Origin of the sequence: Pluralibacter sp., from assembly GCF_019237635.1 — a bacterium.
Taxonomy (GTDB): Bacteria; Pseudomonadota; Gammaproteobacteria; order Enterobacterales; family Enterobacteriaceae; genus Enterobacter_B.
Window position 1 is genome coordinate 1 of the sequence record NZ_JAFAGS010000147.1, and the last position, 19,188, is coordinate 19,188.

Genomic DNA, 19,188 nt, shown 5'->3' on the forward strand with positions numbered 1-19,188 from the left:
CAAGCTCAAGCACAGGGAGGGCAGCGAAATCTTAATGTTTGGCAGCCCCTCAGCGACTCACGCGCTAATGGCGGAAAACCTTATCGATGAGTATTGGCTATTCGTCAATCCGATTCTGCTGGGGCAAGGCATTCCCTTGTTCAAAAACATAAAAGACAGAACCTCGCTCATGCTGGTGAATAGTAAAATTTTCCCGTCGGGCGTAGTGTGCCTGCGATACGAGGTGAAACGAAATCATTAAGGTAAGGTTCTGATAGTTCTGCAAGAGGAAAAAAACTCCGAACGGCTGCATTTCTGCGAATGTGTAGCCAATCGATGTTTTGCGGTATGCGATCTTCTTTGATTCACTATTTCACCTACGGATCAGCAACGTCTGCTCTTGGCACGAAGCGGAACAGGTAACTGAGCTGAAGGTCCGCTGTGAGCGAGAAGCGGACGTTAACAATTATCAAAGAACTCAAACGTGCATATCGGCGTCGTAGCGATTCAACTCTCTTAGTTCTCAGGACTATGAGAAATCCCAATTAAGAACGATAGCGCTACAGTGTTTACACGAGAATTTATAAAGCCCCTGATCTCCTCCGGGTTGATACCCGCTCATGAAGGTATCCCAGTCACTCCGGCTTTGGTCGTATCTTTCCATCCAGATTTGGATAGTTTTTTCATCTGCTTCGATTATATCCTGAGCGGTAGCATCACCATGAAATTCACAAGCATCATTACAATGCGTAGCCCACTCCTGATCTTGCCAGGTAAAGATGCCCGGTGTGCGGCACGAAATTTCACTCACCACGTCATCATCGACACATTCAGGATCTATTTCATTAAAAAAATCGACTAAGCCGGATTTAACAGCCTCGCCAGTTTGAATGCAATCCTGGCACAGCATGGCATCATTATCCGCAGGGGAATATTGGGGGCCGATATATTTAACATTGTTAATTTTTTTACAGCAATCACAAGCAAATGACTCATCGGCAAATACTGTCGGTAGGTATTTGTCGCTCATGTAATTAAATCGGGACATTTATCATCCTTAATTTACTAACGCACTTATTAACACAATAACACAGGTAAAGCGTTATACCTACGAACACGAAGGTGTTGTCAAAGCCTCTCAGATTGAATAGCCACGGGTTTAACAGACAATTCAGTAGCCAACTTACAGGTCGGCAAAAATTCCAATGTCCGCTCCTGGCACGAAGCGGACCGCTCCAGGAGTATTGATGTCCGCTGTGAGCGAAAAGCTGGCACCACTCACTAGGCAGAAGTGCAAGAAATATCACAGGGTCTCAAACTCAATTAATTAATGGCTTGACTTGAATTGCCTGCGCCAGACTTGCGGACTGATAGTAAATCGTCTCTGAAAGTGATGTCGTAGTGTGCTTGCGCTACCAAATCCGTTTTGTTCTGCAATTTGTTCAATGCTTAGACTGCTACTTCTTAATGCTAACTGCACACGTTTAAGCCTCTCTTCAAGCAACCACTGAGTAGGGGTTAGCCCCGTAGCTTCCAGAAAACGGCGCTGTAAGGTGCGTGGACTCATACTTACACGATTAGCTATGGTTTCTAAGGTATGAGGCTCGGCGATATGTGTTTGCAGCCAGTCAAATAATAAACCCAGACGCCGGCTTTCCTGAGCACGAGCGACAGGATGCACTATCTGCTGAGACTGATCACCATCACGATGAAGTTGGATCACCAACCGGCGCGCCACATTATTGGCAATTTCAAGGCCGTAGTCGCTACGCACTACGTGAAGACAAAGGTCGATACCAGCAGCGCTGCCAGCTGATGTCATCAAATTGTCATCACCGATGTACAGCACATCATTCACCACTTCGATTTCCGGATACCGCCGCTGTAACTCGTCAGTATATCGCCAGTGTGTTGTCGCTTTTCGTCCGTTCAACAGACCCGCAGCGGCAAGGACAAACACGCCTGAACAGATAGACATGATGCGGCAACCGCGCTGGTGAGCCTGACAAAGAGCAATACAAAGCGCTTCAGGTACCGGAGTTTGAACTCCACGCCAACCAGGAACTACCAGCATATCCGCTTGTTCCAGCAACTCATACCCACCATCCACCATCACCCGTATTCCACCAGTTGCTCGCAATTCGCCATCATCAATGGAAGCGACAGCAAAGCGATACCAGTTTTCCTTCAGTTCAGGACGTGGCAGACCAAAGATCTCTACGGCAACGCCAAATTCAAAAGTACATAGCCCGTCGTAAGCCAGAACGACGACCTGCGGGCGGAAATCTGTTGTCATAATCCTGGCGATTTCTGTCATGGTTGGAAGCGGTGGAGTTAGCTGATATCTGGTGAGATAAGAGGTAACACAGTACACCACACTACAACAAGAGAGAAATACCATGAGTTCAGTAACAGCGATTCCCGCCGCCAGTGCCCCTGAAGTTATTAGCCATTTTTCCCGTCGCCTTAGCGTGGAAACAGACTGTTCGGATGTCTACGCAGCCATGAATGCAGGAGAAGTGGACTTCGTACTTTTGCATGTCGTTGGCAGTCAGGAATCGTTTGCTCGTCGCCATCTTCCCAACGCCATTCATCTACCACACAAAATGATCACCGCAGAGATGATGAATAAATGGCCTGATGATACGCTGTTTGTCGTCTATTGTGCCGGGCCACACTGCAACGGAGCCGATAAGGCTGCACTGAAACTGGCTCAGCTTGGACTAGCAGTCAAGATAATGATTGGTGGACTCACTGGCTGGGAAGATGAAGGATTGGCCTTCGCAGGAATCACGGTTGACAGTACACGGAGGTGTTGAGTCTTTCGGCTTATTCACACAATTTATTAATGCAACGGGATATAAACGACGTCCGCTCCTGGCACGGAGCGGACAGCTGAGCTGTCAGGTCGGCTATGAGTAAAGAGCAGCCATGGGGCATTCATAGCATTTTGACTACATCATCTAACCAGTCTGGAAGATGTTCTCTATACCAGTTGAGATATAAAGGAAATGCTGACTTTTTCCGCTCATCAAGTAGCACAATGACTTCGGTGACAATCCATGCTTTGGCAAGGGCAATTTCTCTCGCTAACGCTTTATGGTCATCATGGAATGATGGCTGACAATAGCGTTCAGCAATATCAATAAACATTTGCTTCGTACCCATACCTTTTATCAAAGGGGCAAGGTCGATAGCCGGACTCCCTTTTCCAAATCTCTCCCAATCGAAGAGTACTAAATCACCATTTTCCCTTCTTCCCCAATTGCCAACATTGCTATCGCCAGAAATCAGGCTTTGGTAACCGAACAAGACATCACTGCATCTATGAAACAGCCGAAGCTGCTGAGCACTTTTATCAGGTAATGCCAAATGTATCAGGGATTTTTCGAGCGCTAATTCTGACCAGAAGTGAGTGTGGTAACGCCATTCAGAATTCGCAGGAAAACAATGCAAGCGTCCCAGCATAACGATCGCGTCATCATCTGCGACATTATTCTGTTCAACCTGTTGAGGAATATATTCCATTCTTAACTTACGCAAGGTAGCGTCAGCGAGCAGGAGCTTTGGGGTAGCAACGCCTGCCAGATTAAGCTCCGGTGCGGCATAGTGATAAAAACTGTACTCCACCTCACCAACAGGACATTTTTCAATGACTGTATGACCGCAGTCACTCATTTTCAGCACTACTTTCGCGGTGCCCATTTTGGATAAATCCGTGGCAGACATGCACTGTCTCTTCAGCAGGAGTAGATTGATTGTTCCGGTTTTGAGTGTAATGCAAATTAATCGTTTCGCGGGCAATGTTCATAACATCATCAACATGTTGTCAGGTTTGCTGCGTCCCCACCTGGCACGAACCTGTCGCACGAAATTAGGATCGTAAAGCGAATATTGTAAATAGCATTGCGACTCCAGATGAGGATGAAGTCGATATCCATCACAACCTCAAAATGGGTGCCGACGGGCAACGGCATGGTCAATAAATACGCGTTGTTACTGCGCCTAACGTTTAACATCCACAGTATGCGTAGAGTGTCGGCTACATACTGTTGTCAGGCGCAATACCTGGTCTTATACCGGTTTGATGTTCTGATTCATCCGGAAGAGGTTCGTTGGGTCGTACTTATTCTTGAGCTCCACGAGTCGATGGTAGGTCGCACCGTAAGCGAAGGCAATACGGTCAGCCTCCTCCTGGGTGAGGAAGTTGATGTATGCACCGCTGCTGGCAAAGGGTTGTGATTTAGCAAAGAACTCACGCGCCCAGGCAATGCAGTGTTCATCTTCGGCGGCAGACTCCCAGCGACCGTGCACATTCATCACATAATTGGCATCCCGGCTTGAGTAGGCCATTGCCTCAGGCGCGACGCTGGCCGTCTGGCCTCCAATTGTCCCGATGAATATCTCACACTGAGGTGACGGCAATCTGGCGGCGTACTCAATGATGGCATCAATAACACCCTCACTGAGTTGCGAGAAGTTGTGCGACTTCCAGTAGTTACGCGCCCCTTTTGACAATAGGGGATCGAATGCCTGCTGCCAGGCGGTATAGGGCTGCACTCCGATGTGCTCGCCGAGCACCGTGCCGAACCCACGCAGTGGTTCGATAAGTTTCTCGCCCTCTTTAGGGTCGCCCACATAGCACAGAGCGAGCGCGACCATCTCTTTCCCGTGAACGTCCTCGGGCAGGAAAGGTAGCGGAGGTGCCTTGCGCGTGACCATCCAAACATTCAGCTCTTCCGGCATCGTCTCGGTAAATCGGGCGAACTGCGTGATCACGAGCTTTGCCTGATCGAACGGAAAAACAATGAGCCCACTCAGTACGTTCGGCCCGACGGGATGGAGTTGGAATTCGAAGCGAGTAACAACACCAAAGTTGCCGCCCCCTCCCCGCAGCCCCCAAAACAGATCCGAGTATTCTGATTCGCTGGTGTGCAGTTGACTGCCATCTGCCGTGACGACCTCCGCGGAGAGCAGATTATCGATAGTCATACCGTACTTGCGACTCAGCCAGCCAAACCCGCCGCCGAGTGTCAGGCCTGCCACGCCTGTGGTCGAGTTGATGCCCAAAGGCGTGGCAAGGCCATGTGCCTGCACCACTTCATCAAAATCGCCAAGGGTGCAGCCAGGCTCAACGCTGGCCCTACAGGTTGCCAGGTCCACTTCTACTCTCTTCATCAGCGAGAGGTCGATCATCAAACCGCCGTCGCACACGGCATTACCTGCGATGTTGTGCCCACCCCCGCGGATCGAAATGAGGAGATTTTGCGTTCGCCCAAATGCGATGGCCTGGACGACATCCTCAGGCGACGTGCAGCGGGCGATCAGCGCGGGCTTGCGGTCGATCATGGCGTTCCAGATCTGGCGTACCTCGTCGTAGCCTGCCTCGCCAGGAAGAATCACCGCCCCCTGGAAGTGCGTTTTGAACTCGTCGATATTTACCTTGAGTAACTCCTTCATGATTGTCTCCTACCGTTGAATACCCCTACTAATTATGATGGGTTTCACAAATTCTGATGGTCTGGAGGGCATTTAATGGAAAGTGGGTTCGAATTACAGGAACACTTAGATTTCAAGTGCAGCACGAATTACGGCTTCCATTTTCTCTGGGGTGGTGAACGGTGCAAAACGCTTGAGCGGCTTGCCGTCGCGTCCGATCAGGAACTTAGTGAAGTTCCACTTGATCCGTCCACCCAGCACGCCGGGTAATTCGTCTTTTAAGTAACGAAATACCGAAAGGGGGTCATGTCGGAATCCTCAGAGCGGAATCAGTTTGACGTCGACATTGCCACTCATTGAGATGCTTTACCAGATTGCAGAAGTGAACAGTGCTTTTTATCTCAGTGGCTTGCAGGCAGGCAACGTCCGCTGGCACAGAGCGACCTGTCCGATCGATTCGGTAGCCCTGTGCCGTCACAGTGTGAGGGGGTCTCCCTTCACACCTCTGGCAGCAGTCCGACAAAAGTCCGTTTTTTCCGCGGCTCCGACATCAGGTCTTCGAGTTTCTCCACACAGGCCAGATAATGCGGTGTTTGCTTATGCGCCAGCACCGCATCGTCGTCTTTGTAGGCCTCATAGATAAAAAAGCGGGTTTTCACGCGCGGGTCCTGCAGGACGTCAAAACGCAGGTTGCCAGGCTCGCGGATAGCGCCCTCGTGGTTGGCGCGAAACACCGCCAGAAACTCATCGACCCTGTCCGGTTTGATGTTGATCTCCACCAGCGTCACGTTCATTTCAGCTCTCCCTGTTTTTCTTCCTGCCAGAACTGAAACGCCTCGCGGGCGCTCATGTTCTCATGCACCACTTTCTTCACCGCTTTGAGCATGGCGCGCGGCGCGCTGGACTGGAAGATATTGCGCCCCATGTCCACGCCGGAGGCTCCCTGGTCGATGGCGCGCCAGCACATCTCCAGCGCTTCGTGTTCCGGCAGCTTTTTGCCGCCCGCAATCACAATCGGCACCGGGCAGCTGGCGGTGACTTTTTCGAACCCCTCGTCGACAAAGTAGGTTTTCACAAACTGCGCCCCCATTTCGGCGGCGATACGGCTGGCCAGCGAGAAATAGCGGGCGTCGCGGGTCATCTCTTTACCGACGCCGGTCACCGCCAGCACCGGCATACCGTAACGATTGCCCGCATCCACCAGTTTGATGATGTTGTTGATCGACTGATGTTCGTGCGGGCTGCCGATATACACCTGCGCCGCCACCGCGCAGACGTTGAGGCGTAGCGCATCCTCCATCGCTACCGCCACGCACTCGTTGGAGAGCTCGCTTAAAATCGAGTTGCCGCCGGAGGCGCGCAGCACCACCGGCTTATTGGTGGCCGCAGGCACCTGGCTGCGCAACACGCCGCGCGTGCACATCAGCACGTCGGTGTCGTTAAACAGCGGCGCAATCGACAGGTCGATACGCTCAAGACCGGTGGTCGGCCCCTGAAAATAGCCGTGATCAAACGCCAGCATCACCGTACGGTCGCTCTGCGGGTTAAAGATCCGCGCAAGCCGGGACTGCATGCCCCAGTCCAGCGAGCCGCAGCCTTTGAGCGTGTAGAGCGCATTCTTCTGCGGCGTATCCAACCCAAAATCCTTACCGTCTTTGATGTCGTCTAAATCTGCCATCTTACCCCCCGTCAGAAAACGTCGTTGCTGATGTTCTCTTTGGTGAACATCATGCCCGTTTGAACAAATGATTTTTTAAATTAATAATGTTCAAAAGCGTAGACGGTGAACTATATTTACAACCGTGCAAGGATCACAGTTTTATGCTTTAGATTGCCAGAACAGCTCGACAGAAAAAGAAAGATCGGTTTTGCCAGTCGGCTCACACTTTCCTGCCGCGCAACAGCGAACATATGATCTAAATTTTTATAAGAGTTCATTTTATGAGCGAAAAACGCATTACGGAAGAAGGCCGCTACGCCGGGCTTGCGCTGGCGGAAGAGGAGCTGGTGGCCCGCGTCGCCTGGTGCTACTACCACGACGGTCTGACCCAGAACGATATCGGCGAACGCCTGGGGCTGCCGCGCCTGAAGATCTCCAGGCTGCTGGAGAAAGGCCGTCAGTCCGGGGTGATCCGCGTGCAGATCAACTCCCGTTACGAGGGGTGTCTGGCGCTGGAAACCGAGCTACAGCAGCGTTTCGGCCTGAAAATAGCTCGCGTTCTCCCTGCGCTCAATGCGCCGCCGATGAGCGTACGTTTAGGCATTGGCGCGGCGCAATCGCTGATGGGCGTGCTGGCGCCAGGGCAGCTGCTGGCGGTGGGCTTTGGCGAAACCACCATGAGCTGTCTGCAACATTTAAGCGGCTTTATCAGTTCGCAACAGGTGCGGTTGGTGACGCTCTCCGGCGGCGTCGGCCCCTACATGACCGGCATCGGCCAGCTGGACGCGGCCTGTAGCGTCAGCATGATCCCGGCGCCGCTGCGGGTATCGTCGGCCAATGTGGCGGAGATCCTGCGCCACGAGTCGAGCGTGCGCGACGTCATTCTGGCGGCCACCGCGGCGGATGCGGCGGTGGTGGGCATTGGCGCTATCGATCAGCGCCGCGGCGCGACGATCCTGCGCTCGGGGTATATCAGCGAGGGCGAACAGCTGATGTACGCCCGTAAAGGCGCCGTGGGCGACATTCTCGGTTATTTCCTGCAGGCCGACGGCAGGATCGTTGAGGGGCTGGAGATCCACCGGGAGCTGCTCGGCGTCACGCTGGACGAGCTGGCGCAGCTGCCGACCATCGTCGGCGTGGCTGGCGGCACGGAAAAAGCGCAGGCCATTTATGCCGCCCTGGCAGGTAAGCGGATCAACGGCCTGGTAACGGAAGAGACAACAGCACGCGCGGTGCTGGCGCTGGCCTCATAACGGCCCGGCGCCGCGCAACAACAGCGAGGCGCACGTCATGGGTTACCTTTTAGCGTTAGATGCCGGAACTGGCAGCATCCGGGCGGTGATTTTCGATCTCAATGGCCGCCAGATAGCCGTCGGCCAGGCCGAATGGAAGCACCTGAGCGTGGACAACGTGCCAGGCTCCATGGAGTTCAGTCTCACCACCAACTGGCAGCTCGCCTGCCAGTGTATCCGCCAGGCGCTGGCGACCGCACAGCTCTCCCCGGGCGATATTCAGTCCGTCGCCTGCTGCTCGATGCGCGAAGGCATCGTGCTGTATGACCGCAACGGCGAGGCCATCTGGGCCTGCGCCAACGTCGACGCCCGCGCCAGCCGCGAAGTGGCGGAACTCAAAGAGATCCACGACTATCATTTTGAATCCGAAGTGTACGGCGTTTCCGGCCAGACGCTGGCCCTGAGCGCCATGCCGCGCCTGCTGTGGCTGGCTCACCATCGCCCCGACATCTACCGCAAAGCGGCCACCATCACCATGATAAGCGACTGGCTGGCGGCAAAACTCTCGGGCGAGCTGGCGGTTGACCCTTCCAACGCAGGCACCACCGGGATGCTCGACCTGTTCAGCCGCGACTGGCGCCCTGCGCTGCTCGATATGGCCGGGCTGCGCGCCGATATCCTCTCTCCGGTGAAAGAAACCGGCAGCCTGCTCGGCGCAGTCACCAAAGCCGCAGCGCAGCAAAGCGGGCTGCGGGCGGGCACGCCGGTCGTGATGGGCGGCGGCGACGTCCAGTTGGGCTGTCTGGGCCTGGGCGTGGTGCGCGCCGGGCAGACCGCCGTGCTAGGCGGCACTTTCTGGCAGCAGGTGGTTAACCTGCCGGAAGTGCGCACCGACCCGGAGATGAACATCCGCGTCAACCCGCACGTGATCCCAGGCATGGTGCAGGCGGAATCGATCAGCTTCTTTACCGGCCTGACCATGCGCTGGTTCCGCGACGCATTTTGCGCTGAGGAAAAGCTGATTGCCGAACGCCTCGGCGTCGACGCTTACAGCCTGCTGGAAGAGATGGCGAACCGCGTCCCGGCGGGCTCCCACGGCGTCATGCCGATCTTTTCCGACGCGATGCATTTTAAGCAGTGGTACCACGCGGCGCCGTCGTTTATTAACCTTTCCATCGACCCGGAAAAATGCAACAAAGCCACGCTGTTTCGCGCGCTGGAGGAGAACGCGGCGATCGTCTCCGCCTGTAATCTGGCGCAAATTTCCCGCTTCTCCGGCGTCACCTTTGAGAGCCTGGTGTTCGCGGGCGGCGGGTCGAAAGGCGCGCTCTGGAGCCAGATCCTCAGCGACGTCACCGGCCTGCCGGTACGCGTGCCGGAGGTCAGAGAAGCGACGGCGCTGGGCTGCGCCATCGCGGCTGGCACGGGCGCGGGGCTGTATGGCGACATGGCGGCGGCGGGTGAAAAACTGGTGAGCTGGCATCGGGTTTTTACGCCGAACCCGGCACACCGCGAGCTGTATCAGGGCATGATGGCGAAATGGCAGGCGGTATACGCTGACCAGCTTGGTCTGGTGGACAGCGGGCTGACCACGTCAATGTGGCAGGCGCCGGGGCTGGTACGCTCCCCTTCCTCCTGAGGGAGGGGCGACAATTTTTGAATCCCATCACAATCGCTACATTCCCTTTTTCCCTTTTGGAGTATGACGGCTAAATTAGTAACTCATCCGACCACATAACAATAATTTTACATACTGGAACCGATTATGAGCTACTACCCGTCGTTATTCGCCCCGCTCGACCTGGGTTTCACCAGGCTTAAAAACCGCGTGCTGATGGGCTCTATGCACACCGGGCTGGAAGAACGCCCGGACGGCGCAGAGCGGCTGGCCGCGTTTTACGCCGAACGCGCCCGCCACGGCGTTGCGCTGATCGTCACCGGCGGCGTGGCGCCCGCGCCGTCCGGCGTGGGGATGGAAGGCGGCGCAGTGCTTAACGACGCCAGCCAGCTGGCGCCTCATCGCCTCATCACCGACGCGGTGCATAAGGAAGGGGGGAAAATCGCCCTGCAAATTCTGCATACCGGGCGCTACAGCTACCAGCCGCGCCCGGTCGCGCCGTCGGCGATTCAGGCGCCGATCAACCGCTTTATGCCCCACGCCCTGACCCATGACGAGATCCTGGTGCTTATTGATGACTTCGCCCAGTGCGCGCTGCTGGCGCGGGAGGCAGGCTACGACGGCGTGGAAATTATGGGCTCCGAAGGGTATCTGATTAACGAGTTTCTCGCCGCTCGCACCAACCACCGCGACGATCGCTGGGGCGGCGACTACGCCCGCCGTATGCGTTTTGCCGTTGAGGTGGTGAAGGCTGTACGCCAGCGCGTCGGCGAAGACTTCATTATTATCTACCGTCTGTCGATGCTCGACCTGGTTGAGGGCGGCGGCAATTTTGACGAAACCGTCCAGCTGGCGCAGTCCATTGAAACCGCCGGGGCGACCATCATTAACACCGGGATCGGCTGGCATGAAGCGCGGATCCCGACCATCGCCACGCCGGTGCCGCGCGGCGCGTTCACCTGGGTGACGCGCAAACTGAAAGGCCGCGTATCGGTGCCGCTGGTGACGACCAACCGCATTAACGACCCCGCCGTCGCCGACGAAATCCTCAATCGCGGCGATGCCGATATGGTCTCGATGGCGCGCCCGTTCCTTGCCGACGCGGAGCTGCTGTCCAAAGCGCAAAGCGGCCGTCCCGATGAGATCAACACCTGTATCGGCTGCAATCAAGCCTGTCTCGACCAGATTTTCGTCGGCAAAGTGACCTCGTGCCTGGTGAACCCTCGCGCCTGCCACGAAACGCGCATGCCGGTACTCCCCGCTGCCGTGCGTAAAACGCTGGCGGTGGTCGGCGCAGGCCCGGCAGGGATGGCGTTCGCCGTGAACGCCGCCGCGCGCGGCCATCAGGTAACGCTGTTTGACGCCGCCGCGGAGCCTGGCGGGCAGTTCAATATCGCCAAACAGATCCCCGGTAAAGAGGAGTTTTATGAAACCCTGCGCTACTACCGGCGGATGCTGGAGCTTAACGGCGTGGCGCTGCGCCTGAACACCTGGGCTACCGCCGACATGCTGCACGATTTCGACGAAGTGATCCTCGCGACCGGCATTACGCCCCGCACGCCGACCCTCGACGGCATCGACCATCCGAAAGTGCTGAGTTATCTCGACGTGCTGCGCGACAAAGCGCCGGTCGGACAGAAAGTGGCGATCGTCGGCTGCGGCGGCATTGGTTTTGATACCGCGATGTACCTGAGTCAGCCGGGTGAAGCCACCAGCCAGAACATCGCTGAGTTTTGCCTTGAATGGGGGATAGACACCAGCCTGCAACAACAAGGCGGTCTGCGTCCGGAAGGCCCGCATCTGCCGAAAAGCCCGCGTCAGATTGTGATGCTGCAACGCAAAGCCAGCAAACCGGGCGAAGGATTGGGCAAAACCACCGGCTGGATCCACCGCGCCACCCTGCTCGCCCGCGGCGTGAAGATGATCCCGGCGGTCAGCTACCAGAAGATAGACGATGAAGGTCTGCATGTGCTGATCGACGGCGTGGCGCAGGTGCTGGCCGTCGATCACATCATTTTGTGCGCCGGACAGGAGCCAAAGCGCGATCTGCTCGATCCGCTGCGCGCCGCTGGTAAGACGGTGCATGTGATCGGCGGTTGCGACGTGGCGATGGAGCTGGACGCCCGGCGGGCAATAGCGCAGGGGACAACGCTGGCGCTGGCGATTTAACGGTATTGCCCGGCAAGCACAGTGCCGCCGGGCAAACGCGAATTACCGCTTCGTACGCGTTTTTACCGCTTTTAGCACCACAAATTTATTGTTGGTGGCGACAGTGGTGCAATTGCCAAACGCGCGCTTGAGCTTGCGGAAGTAATCGAGGTGGCGGTTGCCGACGATATACAGGGCGCCGCCGTACTTCAGGCTGCGGCGAGCGTCGTTAAACATCTGCCAGGCGATGTGATCGGTAATCGCGTGCTGCTGATGGAACGGCGGGTTGCACAACACGGCGTCAAAGCGGTCCGGCTCGATGTCGGACAGCGAGTTGTTGACCATAAACACGCTGCGCTCCAGCGCCTGCGGCATATTGGTTTCAACATTCAGCTCGCTCGACGCCACCGCCATGTAGGATTCATCGATAAACACCACCCGCCCCGGGTTTTGCGCCAGCAGCTGCATACCAATAACGCCGTTGCCGCAGCCAAGGTCGACCATCTCGCCTTCGATCCCTTCCGGCAGGTGCGCCATCAAAAAGCGCGCGCCGATATCAAGACCGCTGCGGGAGAAGACATTCGCGTGGTTATGAATATTCCAGTCGGTGCCGTCCAGCGTCCAGCAGAGGGTCTCTGGCGCATCAGCCAGCGCCGGAGCGCTAAAGGCGCAGTGGATCAGCCGCGCTTTTTTCCAGGCCAGCGACGTGGTGGTCGGGCCGAGGATTTTCTCGAACAGCGCCATGGTGGAGTTATGAATATCGCGCGCTTTGCCGCCCGCAATAATGCGGGTCTGCGGCGTAACGACGTTACGCAACGCGCGCAACTGCTGCTCCAGCAGCGCCAGCTGTTTCGGCACCTTGATAAGCACCAGCGCCGGAGCGTCCGGCAGCGGGCTCAGGCTATCCTGAAACGTGACGCAGGTTTCTTCGATGCCGTTCATGCGCAGGTTGTGCTGCATGGCGAGCTCGGAGATGTAGGAGTCACCGATGCTGACCGGGCGATGCGCCGCCAGCGCGCAGGCCAGCGCGCCAAAGCTGTCGTTGACGATGAGTACAGGCCCCTCAACCTCACCCACCTGCTGCAGCAGGTATTCATCCGCCGCGTCCCACGCCTGTAAGGACGCGTCTTCTATATTTGGCGGGAATCTGTCTAAGGTGTAAAACTCGCCGTTTAACTCTGCCTGGCTCATCGCCCCTCCGGGATGCTAAAATTCGCGCGTTTTATCGCTTAAATAACCCCATAAGTAAACCTTTTTATGCTGACATATCTCCAGGGTTACCCCGAAACATTGCTGGCGCAGGTACAGACGCTGATCGACCAGAACCGGCTCGGCGAGGTGCTGCAAAAGCGCTATCCCGATACGCATAGCATCGGCAATGACAACGCGCTGTGGGACTACACCCAGGCGCTGAAAAACCGCTATATGCGCAGCGCGCCGCTGGTCAACAAGGTGATGTACGACAACAAAATTCACGTACTGAAAAATGCCTTAGGTCTGCACACCGCCGTTTCGCGCGTGCAGGGCGGCAAGCTGAAGGCGAAAGCGGAAATCCGCGTCGCCAGCGTGTTTCGCAACGCGCCAGAGGCCTTTCTGAAGATGATTGTGGTGCATGAACTGGCGCATCTGAAAGAAAAAGATCACAACAAAGCCTTTTACCAGCTCTGCTGTCATATGGAGCCGCAGTACCACCAACTGGAGTTCGATACCCGCCTGTGGCTGACGCACCTTTCGTTAAAAGGTTCTGCGTAACAGCGCACTGGTTTTGTCATGATGGCATGCTACAGTGGCGGCAGTTTCCCTTTTACGGAGTACGACAACGTCCATGATACGTTTCGCAGTCGTAGGTACCAACTGGATCACCCGCCAGTTTGTTGATGCCGCCCATGAGACAGGTAAATTCAAATTAACCGCCGTTTATTCCCGCCGTCTCGAACAGGCGCAGAGTTTCGCCAGCGATTACCCCGTCGGGCATCTGTTTACCTCTCTTGATGAGATGGCGCAGAGCGATGCCATTGACGCGGTGTATATCGCCAGCCCGAACTCGCTGCACTATCCGCAAACCCGACTGTTCCTCAGCCACAAAAAGCACGTGATCTGCGAGAAGCCGCTGGCCTCCAACCTGCGTGAAGTGGAAGCCGCTATCGCCTGCGCCCGGGAAAACCAGGTGGTGCTGTTCGAGGCGTTCAAAACCGCCAGCCTGCCTAACTTCCTGCAGTTGCAGCAGTCGCTGGATAAAGTGGGCAAACTTCGCAAGGCGTTCATCAACTACTGCCAGTACTCCTCGCGCTACCAGCGCTACCTGGACGGCGAAAACCCCAACACCTTTAACCCGGCGTTTTCCAACGGCTCGATTATGGATATCGGCTTCTACTGCCTCGCTACCGCCGTCGCGCTGTGGGGCGAGCCGCTGCGCGTGCAGGCCACAGCAAGCCTGCTGGACAGCGGCGTTGACGCGCACGGCGTCGCGGTGCTGGAGTACGGCGATTTCAGCGTGACGCTGCAGCACTCCAAGGTCAGCGATTCGGTGCTGCCAAGCGAGATCCAGGGCGAGGCCGGCTCGCTGGTTATTGAGAAAATTTCCGAGTGCCAGAAGGTGTCGTTTGTGCCGCGCGGCAGCAAAGCGCAGGAACTCACCCAGCCGCAGCATATCAATACTATGCTGTATGAAGCGGACACCTTCGCCCGGCTGGTGGAAACAGGCGACGTTAACCACCCGGGGCTTGAAGTAAGCCGCATTACGGCAAAACTCGCGACCGAAATCCGTCGTCAGACCGGCGTCACCTTCCCGGCCGACGCCTGAAAACGGGGTACTCCCGCGTAAAAGAATGTAAAACAGAGATTACGGCCCCTTGAGGCATTGACGGCATCAATGGTCTGTAATATTTTGTCACACGCAAAGGGGAGTAACTTCCTTGCCGGTAGATCGTCATTACGATGCGTGCAAAACCGCATCCGGTCGCCGGGCAACCAGAAAGGAATACGTTAGCGTATTCCTTTTACGTTGTAAGTGAGACCTTGCCGGAAGGCGAGGTCTATGCATAAAACGCTGCGGCTGTCGTCTTCTGACGTCAGCCGTTTTTGTTTTATGTGTAAGGAAAAACTATGAATACAGTCGGCACACCGCTTCTGTGGGGCGGATTCGCTGTGGTGGTGGTCATCATGTTGGCTATCGATCTGCTGCTACAGGGACGCCGCGGCGCCCACACGATGACCATGAAGCAGGCTGCGGGCTGGTCCATCGTCTGGGTCACCCTTTCTCTGCTGTTTAACCTGGTCTTCTGGTGGTATCTGGCGACGACCCAGGGTCGCGCGGTGGCAGACACTCAGGCCATGGCGTTTCTCACCGGCTACCTGATTGAAAAATCGCTGGCGGTAGATAACGTCTTCGTCTGGCTGATGTTGTTCAGTTATTTTGCTGTTCCGGCGGCGCTGCAGCGTCGGGTGCTGGTCTACGGTGTGCTCGGGGCAATTGTCCTGCGTACCATCATGATCTTCACCGGCAGTTGGCTTATCTCTCAGTTTGAATGGCTGCTGTACCTCTTCGGCGCATTCCTGCTGTTTACCGGCGTGAAAATGGCGCTGGCGAAAGAAGATGGCGGCGCCATTGGCGATAAACCACTGGTACGCTGGCTGCGCGGCCACCTGCGGATGACCGATAAAATTGAGAACGAGCGCTTCTTTATTCGTAAGGACGGTCTGCTGTTCGCCACGCCGCTGCTGCTGGTGCTGATTCTGGTGGAACTGAGCGACGTGATTTTCGCGGTCGACAGCATTCCGGCGATTTTCGCGGTCACCACTGACCCGTTCATCGTCCTGACCTCGAACCTGTTTGCGATTCTTGGGTTGCGTGCGATGTACTTCCTGCTGGCGGGCGTCGCGGAGCGCTTCTCCATGCTGAAGTACGGGTTGTCGGTTATCCTGGTGTTTATCGGGATTAAGATGCTGATCGTCGATTTCTACCATATCCCGATTGCCATTTCGCTGGGCGTTGTGTTCGGTATTCTGGTCCTGACGCTGGTGATTAATGCGTGGGTAAACCACCAGAACGATAAGAAGCAAAAGCACCTTCCTGAGTAATACGCCTCCCCCGGCGGTTCGCGCCGCCGGGTTGTGCGCTCGCGCACAATGTCAAAACAATGTTACTAATTGGTTATAAAATTAGACGCCATCGAAAAAAACAACATTTTGTCCTTTCCCGATGCCACATCTTCTTTATACTCGTCCAGGCAAACAATTGTTACATCCTGTCAACGTGACCAAAGAGCCACAGGGATGGAACCACATCACACTTGAAGGAAAAATTTATGACTACGCAACACCCGACGGGGCTGCTACAGCGTTTAGCGCAAGGCAGCCTGGTTAAGCAAATTCTTGTTGGCCTGATTCTGGGCATTTTACTGGCATGGATATCCAAACCCGCCGCAGAAGCCGTCGGCCTGCTTGGCACCCTGTTTGTCGGCGCGCTGAAGGCCGTCGCCCCGGTGCTGGTGTTGATGCTGGTCATGGCGTCTATCGCCAACCATCAGCATGGTCAGAAAACCAGTATCCGTCCGATTCTGTTCTTATACCTGCTGGGAACGTTCTCCGCAGCGCTGACGGCGGTCGTATTCAGCTTTCTGTTTCCGTCGACGCTGCACCTGACCACTGGCGCTACCGACATCACTCCGCCGTCGGGAATCGTTGAGGTACTGCGCGGTCTGCTGATGAGCATGGTGTCCAACCCGATTACTGCGCTCGCCAATGCTAACTATATCGGTATTCTGGTCTGGGCCGTGGGCCTTGGCTTTGCGCTGCGCCACGGCAGTGAATCCACCAAAAACCTGGTGAACGATGTCTCTAACGCCGTGACCTTCATGGTGAAGCTGGTGATCCGCTTCGCGCCCATCGGTATTTTCGGCCTGGTCTCCTCCACGCTTGCCACCACCGGTTTTGAAACCCTGTGGAGCTACGCGCAGCTGCTGGTCGTGCTGGTCGGCTGTATGCTGCTGGTCGCGCTGGTGATTAACCCGCTGCTGGTGTTCTGGAAAATCCGCCGTAACCCGTACCCGCTGGTGCTGACCTGCCTGCGCGAAAGCGGTGTGTATGCCTTCTTTACCCGCAGCTCAGCGGCTAACATTCCGGTCAACATGGCGCTGGCGGAAAAGCTGAATCTGGATCGCGATACCTATTCCGTTTCCATTCCGCTGGGCGCGACGATCAATATGGCGGGTGCGGCGATCACTATCACCGTGCTGACCCTGGCGGCGGTATATACCCTGGGCGTTCCGGTCGATCTGCCGACCGCGCTGCTGCTGAGCATCGTGGCGTCGCTGTGCGCCTGCGGCGCTTCCGGGGTGGCGGGCGGTTCGCTGCTGCTGATCCCGCTGGCGTGCAATATGTTCGGTATACCTAACGATATCGCCATGCAGGTGGTGGCCGTTGGCTTTATCATCGGCGTACTGCAGGACTCCTGCGAAACCGCGCTGAACTCCTCCACCGATGTGCTGTTTACCGCCGCGGCATGCCAGGCGGAAGACGAGCGTCTGGCGAGAAACGCGCTGCATAGCTAAGAAAAAGCCCGGTAGCGCTTTCGCTTACCGGGCTTACATCCCTTCGACGTTACCGCAGGTTTACAACGTCACACCGCTTTTGAATATCGCCAGCTCGCGGAAATCGTTGCGCTCGTTGCAGGTCTGCTTGCCGTTGGCGAACTCAACGAGGGTATCGATAAAGTCGTTGAGCACCTGCGGCATGGTGCTGCCGTGAATCAGCTGTCCGGCATCGAAATCGATCCAGTGCTTTTTCTTCGCCGCCAGCTCGCTATTGGTGGCGATTTTGACCGTCGGCACAAAACCACCATACGGCGTACCGCGTCCGGTGCTGAACAGCACCATATGGCACCCGGCCCCTGCCAGCGCGCTGGTGGCGACCGCATCGTTGCCCGGAGCGCTCAGCAGGTTCAGACCGTGGGTTTTCAGCCGCTCGCCGTAGCGCAGGACGTCCACCACCTGGCTTGAGCCCGCTTTCTGCGTGCAACCCAGCGATTTTTCCTCAAGCGTGGTAATACCGCCCGCTTTGTTGCCCGGCGACGGATTCTCGTAAATCGGCTGCTTATGCTCGATAAAGTACTGTTTGAAGTCGTTCACCATGGTGACCGTTTTTTCAAACGTCGCTTCGTCGCGGCAGTGGCTCATCAGGATCTGCTCGGCGCCGAACATCTCCGGCACTTCGGTCAGGACCGTCGTACCACCGTGGCCAATCAGGTAATCCGAGAAACGCCCAAGCATCGGGTTCGCGGTGATCCCCGACAAGCCGTCGGAGCCGCCGCACTCAAGACCAAACTTCAGCTCGCTCAGTTTGCCCGGCTCGCGCGTGTCGTGACGCATCACCTCATAGAGCTGATGCAGATGCTCAAGCCCGGCTTCGACTTCGTCGTCCTGCTTCTGGCAGATCATAAAGTGGACGCGCTCAGGGTCGAACTCGCCCAGCGTTTCACGAAAAGCGTCGACCTGGTTGTTCTCACAGCCCAGACCAATCACCAGCACCGCTCCGGCGTTCGGGTGACGCACCATGTTTTGCAACATGGTGCGGGTGTTGAGGTGATCGTCGCCAAGCTGGGAGCAGCCATAGGTATGGCTGAACAGGAACACGCCGTCGGTGCCTTCGGCATCATGGGTTTCCTTCAGGAAACGGGTCTGGATCTGACGGGCGATGCCGTTGACGCAGCCGACAGTCGGCAGGATCCACAGCTCGTTGCGAACCCCGACCTCGCCGTTGGCGCGGCGGTAAATCTGCACGTCGCGATCCGTCCCCTGCTCCGTTTGCGCATGGATTTCCGGCTGATAGCTGTATTCGTCGAGATCGCTCAGGTTGGTACGCGTATTGTGGGAATGAATATATTCCCCAGGCGCAATGTCCGCTAACGCATGCCCAATGGGCAGACCATATTTAACGACGTTTTCCCCTTTCGCAATCGCATGCAGTGCGAACTTATGCCCGCGTGCCACGTCGGACCGTAACGTCACCGTCTGACCGTCAACCGTCACCTCAGTACCCGAGGCGATCTCGGCCAGCGCGACGACAATGTTGTCCAGCGAATGGATCTTGATGTATTGCATATCAACCAACCT

At 56.3% G+C, this 19,188-nt stretch carries 17 protein-coding genes and 1 pseudogene; 9 read left to right on the top strand and 9 right to left on the bottom strand.

The genetic code is table 11. The features are described 5' to 3' along the window. On the top strand, positions 1 to 241 hold a 241-nt coding region (locus tag JO226_RS16845; RefSeq protein ID WP_293606908.1), incomplete at its 5' end, for a dihydrofolate reductase family protein. Between the two features lie 267 nt (positions 242 to 508). Here JO226_RS16845 and JO226_RS16850 read toward each other — a convergent pair. Continuing rightward, entirely contained in the window at positions 509 to 1,027 is a 519-nt protein-coding gene (locus JO226_RS16850) for a CbrC family protein (RefSeq protein ID WP_293606909.1), read from the bottom strand. Between the two features lie 279 nt (positions 1,028 to 1,306). After that, positions 1,307 to 2,296 carry a transcriptional regulator FtrA gene (gene ftrA, locus JO226_RS16855; protein WP_293606910.1) on the bottom strand — a complete coding sequence of 330 codons (990 nt, stop codon included), beginning with the start codon at positions 2,294 to 2,296 and terminating at the stop codon, positions 1,307 to 1,309. Between the two features lie 82 nt (positions 2,297 to 2,378). On the opposite strand from ftrA, the gene JO226_RS16860 reads away from it, so the two are divergent. After that, the gene (locus tag JO226_RS16860) at positions 2,379 to 2,798 is read left to right on the top strand and encodes a rhodanese-like domain-containing protein (RefSeq protein WP_293606911.1); all 420 of its coding nucleotides are present in this window, start codon (positions 2,379 to 2,381) and stop codon (positions 2,796 to 2,798) included. 121 nt (positions 2,799 to 2,919) lie between these two features. Here the strand turns inward: JO226_RS16860 and JO226_RS16865 are convergent, their stop codons facing one another. The 5 genes and pseudogenes from JO226_RS16865 to lsrF all read right to left on the bottom strand — a co-directional run bounded on the left by JO226_RS16865 (position 2,920) and on the right by lsrF (position 7,096). Next, the gene (locus JO226_RS16865; RefSeq protein ID WP_293606912.1) at positions 2,920 to 3,708 is read right to left on the bottom strand and encodes a phosphotransferase; all 789 of its coding nucleotides are present in this window, start codon (positions 3,706 to 3,708) and stop codon (positions 2,920 to 2,922) included. A gap of 345 nt (positions 3,709 to 4,053) precedes the next feature. Continuing rightward, positions 4,054 to 5,439: an FAD-binding oxidoreductase gene (locus tag JO226_RS16870; protein WP_293606913.1), complete on the bottom strand. Its 1,386-nt coding sequence runs from the start codon at positions 5,437 to 5,439 to the stop codon at positions 4,054 to 4,056. 105 nt (positions 5,440 to 5,544) lie between these two features. Further along, a pseudogene (locus JO226_RS16875) lies at positions 5,545 to 5,712 on the bottom strand (glutathione peroxidase); the annotation flags it as partial. A 203-nt stretch (positions 5,713 to 5,915) separates the two neighbouring features. Continuing rightward, positions 5,916 to 6,212 carry a (4S)-4-hydroxy-5-phosphonooxypentane-2,3-dione isomerase gene (gene lsrG, locus JO226_RS16880; RefSeq protein ID WP_293606914.1) on the bottom strand — a complete coding sequence of 99 codons (297 nt, stop codon included), beginning with the start codon at positions 6,210 to 6,212 and terminating at the stop codon, positions 5,916 to 5,918. Continuing rightward, entirely contained in the window at positions 6,209 to 7,096 is an 888-nt protein-coding gene (gene lsrF / locus JO226_RS16885) for a 3-hydroxy-5-phosphonooxypentane-2,4-dione thiolase (RefSeq protein WP_293606915.1), read from the bottom strand. The genes lsrG and lsrF overlap by 4 nt, the downstream gene beginning before the upstream one ends. 263 nt (positions 7,097 to 7,359) lie before the next feature. Between lsrF and lsrR the strand changes: the two genes are divergently transcribed. The 3 genes from lsrR (at position 7,360) to JO226_RS16900 (ending at position 12,097) form a co-directional block, all read left to right on the top strand. Further along, positions 7,360 to 8,331, top strand: coding sequence for a transcriptional regulator LsrR (gene lsrR, locus JO226_RS16890; protein WP_293606916.1), 972 nt, complete (start codon positions 7,360 to 7,362; stop codon positions 8,329 to 8,331). A 37-nt stretch (positions 8,332 to 8,368) separates the two neighbouring features. Next, a complete protein-coding gene (gene lsrK / locus JO226_RS16895; protein WP_293606917.1) occupies positions 8,369 to 9,949 on the top strand; it encodes an autoinducer-2 kinase in 1,581 nt (526 codons plus the stop codon). 126 nt (positions 9,950 to 10,075) lie between these two features. Then, a complete protein-coding gene (locus JO226_RS16900; protein ID WP_293606918.1) occupies positions 10,076 to 12,097 on the top strand; it encodes an NADPH-dependent 2,4-dienoyl-CoA reductase in 2,022 nt (673 codons plus the stop codon). 42 nt (positions 12,098 to 12,139) lie between these two features. On the opposite strand, the gene rlmG is transcribed toward JO226_RS16900, so the two are convergent. Further along, positions 12,140 to 13,267 (bottom strand): 23S rRNA (guanine(1835)-N(2))-methyltransferase RlmG, encoded by a 1,128-nt coding sequence (gene rlmG, locus JO226_RS16905; RefSeq protein WP_293606919.1) that lies wholly within the window; start codon positions 13,265 to 13,267, stop codon positions 12,140 to 12,142. A gap of 66 nt (positions 13,268 to 13,333) precedes the next feature. On the opposite strand from rlmG, the gene JO226_RS16910 reads away from it, so the two are divergent. From JO226_RS16910 to sstT, 4 genes are all read left to right on the top strand, one after another. Then, positions 13,334 to 13,828, top strand: a complete 495-nt coding sequence (locus JO226_RS16910) for a M48 family metallopeptidase (protein ID WP_293606920.1) — start codon at positions 13,334 to 13,336, stop codon at positions 13,826 to 13,828. A gap of 73 nt (positions 13,829 to 13,901) precedes the next feature. Next, positions 13,902 to 14,879 (top strand): Gfo/Idh/MocA family oxidoreductase, encoded by a 978-nt coding sequence (locus JO226_RS16915; RefSeq protein ID WP_293606921.1) that lies wholly within the window; start codon positions 13,902 to 13,904, stop codon positions 14,877 to 14,879. A 302-nt stretch (positions 14,880 to 15,181) separates the two neighbouring features. Then, positions 15,182 to 16,156 (top strand): TerC family protein, encoded by a 975-nt coding sequence (locus tag JO226_RS16920; RefSeq protein WP_293606922.1) that lies wholly within the window; start codon positions 15,182 to 15,184, stop codon positions 16,154 to 16,156. A 227-nt stretch (positions 16,157 to 16,383) separates the two neighbouring features. Continuing rightward, positions 16,384 to 17,628 (top strand): serine/threonine transporter SstT, encoded by a 1,245-nt coding sequence (sstT, locus tag JO226_RS16925; RefSeq protein WP_293606923.1) that lies wholly within the window; start codon positions 16,384 to 16,386, stop codon positions 17,626 to 17,628. A 60-nt stretch (positions 17,629 to 17,688) separates the two neighbouring features. Here the strand turns inward: sstT and JO226_RS16930 are convergent, their stop codons facing one another. Continuing rightward, complete coding sequence (locus JO226_RS16930; protein ID WP_293606924.1) at positions 17,689 to 19,176, bottom strand: UxaA family hydrolase; 1,488 nt, start codon at positions 19,174 to 19,176, stop codon at positions 17,689 to 17,691. Between the last annotated feature and the right edge of the window lie 12 nt (positions 19,177 to 19,188).

Coding starts and splice junctions, on each gene's coding strand:
- JO226_RS16850 (WP_293606909.1), bottom strand. CDS start 1,027: ATGTCCCGATTTAATTACATGAGCGACAAATACCTACCGACAGTATTT.
- ftrA (WP_293606910.1), bottom strand. CDS start 2,296: ATGACAGAAATCGCCAGGATTATGACAACAGATTTCCGCCCGCAGGTC.
- JO226_RS16860 (WP_293606911.1), top strand. CDS start 2,379: ATGAGTTCAGTAACAGCGATTCCCGCCGCCAGTGCCCCTGAAGTTATT.
- JO226_RS16865 (WP_293606912.1), bottom strand. CDS start 3,708: ATGTCTGCCACGGATTTATCCAAAATGGGCACCGCGAAAGTAGTGCTG.
- JO226_RS16870 (WP_293606913.1), bottom strand. CDS start 5,439: ATGAAGGAGTTACTCAAGGTAAATATCGACGAGTTCAAAACGCACTTC.
- lsrG (WP_293606914.1), bottom strand. CDS start 6,212: ATGAACGTGACGCTGGTGGAGATCAACATCAAACCGGACAGGGTCGAT.
- lsrF (WP_293606915.1), bottom strand. CDS start 7,096: ATGGCAGATTTAGACGACATCAAAGACGGTAAGGATTTTGGGTTGGAT.
- lsrR (WP_293606916.1), top strand. CDS start 7,360: ATGAGCGAAAAACGCATTACGGAAGAAGGCCGCTACGCCGGGCTTGCG.
- lsrK (WP_293606917.1), top strand. CDS start 8,369: ATGGGTTACCTTTTAGCGTTAGATGCCGGAACTGGCAGCATCCGGGCG.
- JO226_RS16900 (WP_293606918.1), top strand. CDS start 10,076: ATGAGCTACTACCCGTCGTTATTCGCCCCGCTCGACCTGGGTTTCACC.
- rlmG (WP_293606919.1), bottom strand. CDS start 13,267: ATGAGCCAGGCAGAGTTAAACGGCGAGTTTTACACCTTAGACAGATTC.
- JO226_RS16910 (WP_293606920.1), top strand. CDS start 13,334: ATGCTGACATATCTCCAGGGTTACCCCGAAACATTGCTGGCGCAGGTA.
- JO226_RS16915 (WP_293606921.1), top strand. CDS start 13,902: ATGATACGTTTCGCAGTCGTAGGTACCAACTGGATCACCCGCCAGTTT.
- JO226_RS16920 (WP_293606922.1), top strand. CDS start 15,182: ATGAATACAGTCGGCACACCGCTTCTGTGGGGCGGATTCGCTGTGGTG.
- sstT (WP_293606923.1), top strand. CDS start 16,384: ATGACTACGCAACACCCGACGGGGCTGCTACAGCGTTTAGCGCAAGGC.
- JO226_RS16930 (WP_293606924.1), bottom strand. CDS start 19,176: ATGCAATACATCAAGATCCATTCGCTGGACAACATTGTCGTCGCGCTG.